Here is a 1257-nt window from a genome sequence, read left to right as displayed (position 1 = left end):
GTGGGGGGGGGGGTGGGTTTTTTTATAAAAACAAACAAAATTTTTTTGGCCCGTTGCTGGGGGGGCCGTTAAATACCCGCCCCCCCCGGTTTTGGTGGGGGGGGGGGGGGCCCCCCCCCCCCCACGTCTTCCTTCGGTTAACGCTAACGTCGCACGCGCGATGGCATTTCGTTCCGCCGCCGCTTGATCGACCAGTCGCTCGCACATGTCGCCGAGGCAGTGGAGCGCATGCCCGATTACAGTTCCTCGCCGAGCACCAGGCCGCGCACGATGAGCCGCGGTCGCCGTCTGTCGACCTGGTTGCCGCCGTGCTTGAGCGCGTGGTGGCGCCGGTGGCCTAAAGGTCGCGACGAATGAAACGCCGGCCCAGTTCAACCCGCGCGACGTCCTTCAAAGCTGGGGGGATCGATCTTCACCAAGCGGTTTGCGGCCTCAACCGCAGTTCGTATCCTGCTGCACAGCGCGAGATTTTCGGCCAGCATTTCTTCAGTGCGTTGAAGCGCGAGCTCAGTCCGGTGGATGCGCTGCCTGGCATTGGCAACTTCCGATGTCAAAAGATCGGCGGCACCCGTGGCCGTGGGGTTCATAGTGTCCATAGATTTCTAATACATGGGGGGCGATATCGTTCCCTGATGTCGGGCGAAACCGCGGGCCGCAGAAAAGCGCGATGGGCCGAATGACCAATGCGCGCCCTGTCAAAACAGCGCCAGAAACCGGCGAACGGCTTCGGCCGCTCTACATCCCACGGGCGGCGGTTCGCTTAGAAAAAGGCGTATCTACGCGGTGCAGGGAATTCTGTATCCACGAGCAATCGTCCCTGCATTGCTGGCGTCGATTGGTGAGGATTTAAGGCTGCGAGAGCAAGCAGAGTGGCACTCTTTCCAGCCTCATCTTTGCCCATAAGGCAAGTGACCTGGTCTAGGGCTTGTTGAGATTCATTTGGAGTTGATGACGGCAAGATGAATGATGGCATTGAAGCTCTGGTCGGTTTTGTCGGCGCGCGCATGGCGATGCGTTTGAACTCTTTGAGTTTCCAGAAGAAATTCTCGATCAGATGACCCCATTTGTACATCTCGGCATCGAGCGGGATCGGCTTTGTTCGGCGCGGATGCTGGGAAATGACGATCTTGGCGCCACGCTCGTTCAGATCGGCGATGATGGTGTTGCTGTCGAAGGCCTTGTCGGCGATCAGAGCGCCGAAGGAGAGGCCTTGGATGAGCGGTTCGACACCGACCGTATCGAAGCGCTGGCCCGGCA

The 1257-nt window shown here is 59.3% G+C and carries 1 protein-coding gene and 1 pseudogene; both read right to left on the bottom strand.

The genetic code is table 11. The features are described from left to right. Positions 1-371 precede the first annotated feature (371 nt). Entirely contained in the window at positions 372-587 is a 216-nt protein-coding gene (locus NKH17_RS33300; protein ID WP_352809015.1) for a hypothetical protein, read from the bottom strand. A 348-nt stretch (positions 588-935) separates the two neighbouring features. Continuing rightward, positions 936-1257 (bottom strand): annotated as a pseudogene (locus NKH17_RS33295) (transposase family protein); the annotation flags it as partial.

The organism is Mesorhizobium sp. M1334 (assembly GCF_040317995.1).
Classification (GTDB): domain Bacteria; phylum Pseudomonadota; class Alphaproteobacteria; order Rhizobiales; family Rhizobiaceae; genus Mesorhizobium.
Note: the sequence above shows the minus strand (reverse complement) of the source record. Positions and strands in the feature narration are given on the sequence as shown.